The sequence below is a fragment of the Pseudomonas sp. HMSC076A11 genome (genome assembly GCF_001810205.1).
GTDB classification, from domain to species: Bacteria; Pseudomonadota; Gammaproteobacteria; order Pseudomonadales; family Pseudomonadaceae; genus Pseudomonas; species Pseudomonas aeruginosa.
The window spans coordinates 1-3551 of record NZ_KV800295.1; the positions used below are offsets into that span (position 1 = coordinate 1).

At 71.3% G+C, this 3551-nt stretch carries 3 protein-coding genes; all 3 read left to right on the forward strand.

Translation table 11 applies throughout. The features are described from left to right. A complete protein-coding gene (gene phzC / locus HMPREF2716_RS11970) occupies window positions 1–1218 on the forward strand; it encodes a phenazine biosynthesis protein PhzC (RefSeq protein WP_003093621.1) in 1218 nt (405 codons plus the stop codon). Then, entirely contained in the window at window positions 1215–1838 is a 624-nt protein-coding gene (gene phzD, locus HMPREF2716_RS11975; protein WP_003093625.1) for a phenazine biosynthesis protein PhzD, read from the forward strand. Before phzC ends, phzD begins: the two co-directional genes overlap by 4 nt. Continuing rightward, the coding region (gene phzE / locus HMPREF2716_RS11980; RefSeq protein WP_070621899.1) for a phenazine biosynthesis protein PhzE at window positions 1835–3551 on the forward strand (1717 nt) is incomplete at its 3' end. The genes phzD and phzE, both read left to right, overlap by 4 nt.

The following is a 3551-nucleotide window of genomic DNA, read 5'->3' on the forward strand; positions in this document are numbered from 1 at the left end:
ATGGACGATCTATTGCAACGCGTACGGCGCTGCGAAGCGCTGCAGCAACCCGAATGGGGCGATCCGTCGCGCCTGCGCGACGTGCAGGCGTACCTGCGCGGCAGTCCGGCGCTGATCCGCGCCGGCGACATCCTGGCCCTGCGCGCGACCCTGGCGCGGGTCGCCCGCGGCGAGGCGCTGGTGGTGCAGTGCGGCGACTGCGCCGAGGACATGGACGACCACCATGCCGAGAACGTGGCGCGCAAGGCCGCCGTGCTGGAACTGCTGGCCGGCGCCCTGCGCCTGGCCGGCCGGCGGCCGGTGATCCGCGTCGGGCGCATCGCCGGGCAGTACGCCAAGCCGCGTTCCAAGCCGCACGAGCAGGTCGGCGAGCAGACCCTGCCGGTCTATCGCGGCGACATGGTCAACGGCCGCGAGGCCCATGCCGAGCAGCGCCGGGCCGATCCGCAGCGGATCCTCAAGGGCTATGCGGCGGCGCGCAACATCATGCGCCACCTGGGCTGGGACGCCGCGTCCGGGCAGGAGGCGAATGCCTCGCCGGTCTGGACCAGCCACGAGATGCTGCTGCTCGACTACGAGCTGTCGATGCTGCGCGAGGACGAGCAGCGCCGGGTCTACCTCGGTTCGACCCACTGGCCGTGGATCGGCGAGCGCACCCGCCAGGTCGACGGCGCCCATGTGGCGCTGCTGGCCGAGGTGCTCAACCCGGTGGCCTGCAAGGTCGGCCCGGAGATCGGCCGCGACCAGTTGCTGGCGCTCTGCGAGCGCCTCGACCCGCGCCGCGAGCCGGGGCGCCTGACGCTGATCGCGCGGATGGGCGCGCAGAAGGTCGGCGAGCGCCTGCCGCCGCTGGTGGAGGCGGTGCGCGCGGCCGGGCACCCGGTGATCTGGCTGAGCGACCCGATGCACGGCAACACCATCGTCGCGCCCTGCGGCAACAAGACCCGCCTGGTGCGCAGCATCGCCGAGGAGGTGGCGGCGTTCCGCCTGGCGGTGTCCGGCTCCGGCGGCGTGGCCGCCGGGCTGCACCTGGAGACCACCCCGGACGACGTCACCGAGTGCGTCGCCGATTCCAGCGGCCTGCACCAGGTCAGCCGGCACTACACCAGCCTCTGCGATCCGCGGCTGAACCCCTGGCAGGCACTCAGCGCGGTGATGGCCTGGTCCGGCGCAGAAGCGATCCCGAGCGCAACCTTCCCCCTGGAGACCGTGGCATGAGCGGCATTCCCGAAATCACCGCCTATCCCTTGCCGACTGCCCAGCAGTTGCCGGCCAACCTGGCGCGCTGGAGCCTGGAGCCGCGGCGCGCGGTGCTGCTGGTGCACGACATGCAGCGCTACTTCCTGCGCCCGCTGCCCGAGAGCCTGCGCGCCGGGCTGGTGGCCAACGCCGCGCGGCTGCGCCGCTGGTGCGTCGAGCAGGGCGTGCAGATCGCCTACACCGCCCAGCCGGGCAGCATGACCGAGGAGCAGCGCGGCCTGCTCAAGGACTTCTGGGGGCCGGGCATGCGCGCCAGTCCGGCCGACCGCGAGGTGGTCGAGGAGCTGGCGCCGGGGCCGGACGACTGGCTGCTGACCAAGTGGCGCTACAGCGCCTTCTTCCACTCCGACCTGCTCCAGCGGATGCGCGCCGCCGGCCGCGACCAGTTGGTGCTGTGCGGCGTATACGCCCACGTCGGGGTGCTGATCTCCACGGTCGACGCCTACTCCAACGATATCCAGCCGTTCCTGGTGGCCGACGCCATCGCCGACTTCAGCGAGGCGCACCACCGCATGGCCCTGGAATACGCCGCCAGCCGCTGCGCGATGGTGGTCACCACCGACGAGGTGCTGGAATGAACGCCCTGCCCACATCGCTGTTGCAGCGCCTGCTCGAACGGCCGGCGCCGTTCGCCTTGCTCTACCGCCCGGAAAGCAATGGCCCGGGCCTGCTCGACGTGATCCGCGGCGAGGCGCTCGAACTGCACGGCCTGGCCGACCTGCCGCTGGACGAGCCCGGCCCGGGCCTGCCGCGCCATGACCTGCTGGCGCTGATTCCCTACCGGCAGATCGCCGAGCGCGGCTTCGAGGCGCTCGATGACGGCACGCCGCTGCTGGCGCTGAAGGTCCTGGAGCAGGAACTGCTGCCGCTGGAGCAGGCCCTGGCGCTGCTGCCGAACCAGGCGCTGGAACTGAGCGAGGAAGGTTTCGACCTCGACGACGAGGCCTACGCCGAAGTGGTCGGGCGGGTCATCGCCGACGAGATCGGTCGCGGCGAAGGCGCCAACTTCGTGATCAAGCGGCGCTTCCAGGCGCGCATCGACGGCTACGCCACGGCCAGCGCGCTGAGTTTCTTCCGCCAGTTGCTGCTGCGCGAGAAGGGCGCCTACTGGACCTTCATCGTCCACACCGGCGAACGCACCCTGGTCGGCGCCTCGCCCGAGCGACACATCAGCGTGCGCGACGGCCTGGCGGTGATGAACCCGATCAGCGGCACCTACCGCTACCCGCCGGCCGGGCCGAACCTGGCCGAGGTCATGGAATTCCTCGACAACCGCAAGGAAGCCGACGAGCTGTACATGGTGGTGGACGAGGAGCTGAAGATGATGGCGCGGATCTGCGAGGACGGCGGCCGGGTGCTCGGTCCCTACCTCAAGGAGATGGCGCACCTGGCGCACACCGAGTACTTCATCGAGGGCCAGACCAGCCGCGACGTGCGCGAGGTGCTGCGCGAGACGCTGTTCGCCCCGACCGTCACCGGCAGCCCGCTGGAAAGCGCCTGCCGGGTGATCCGCCGCTACGAGCCGCAGGGTCGCGGCTACTACAGCGGGGTGGCGGCGCTGATCGGCGGTGACGGCCAGGGCGGGCGCACGCTGGACTCGGCGATCCTGATCCGCACCGCCGAGATCGAGGGCGACGGCCGCCTGCGCATCGGCGTCGGCTCGACCATCGTGCGTCACTCCGATCCCCTGGGCGAGGCGGCGGAAAGCCGGGCCAAGGCTTCCGGGCTGATCGCCGCGCTGAAGAGCCAGGCGCCGCAGCGCCTGGGCTCGCACCCGCACGTGGTGGCGGCGCTGGCCAGCCGCAACGCGCCGATCGCCGACTTCTGGCTGCGCGGCGCCAGCGAGCGCCAGCAGTTGCAGGCCGACCTGTCCGGACGCGAGGTGCTGATCGTCGATGCCGAGGACACCTTCACCTCGATGATCGCCAAGCAGCTCAAGTCGCTGGGCCTGACGGTGACCGTGCGCGGCTTCCAGGAGCCGTACTCGTTCGACGGCTACGACCTGGTGATCATGGGCCCCGGCCCGGGCAACCCCACCGAGATCGGCCAGCCGAAGATCGGCCACCTGCACCTGGCCATCCGTTCGCTGCTCAGCGAGCGCCGGCCGTTCCTCGCCGTGTGCCTGAGCCACCAGGTGCTGAGCCTGTGCCTGGGCCTGGACCTGCAACGCCGGCAGGAGCCCAACCAGGGCGTGCAGAAACAGATCGACCTGTTCGGCGCCGCCGAGCGCGTCGGCTTCTACAACACCTTCGCCGCGCGCGCCCTGCAGGACCGCATCGAGATTCCCGAGG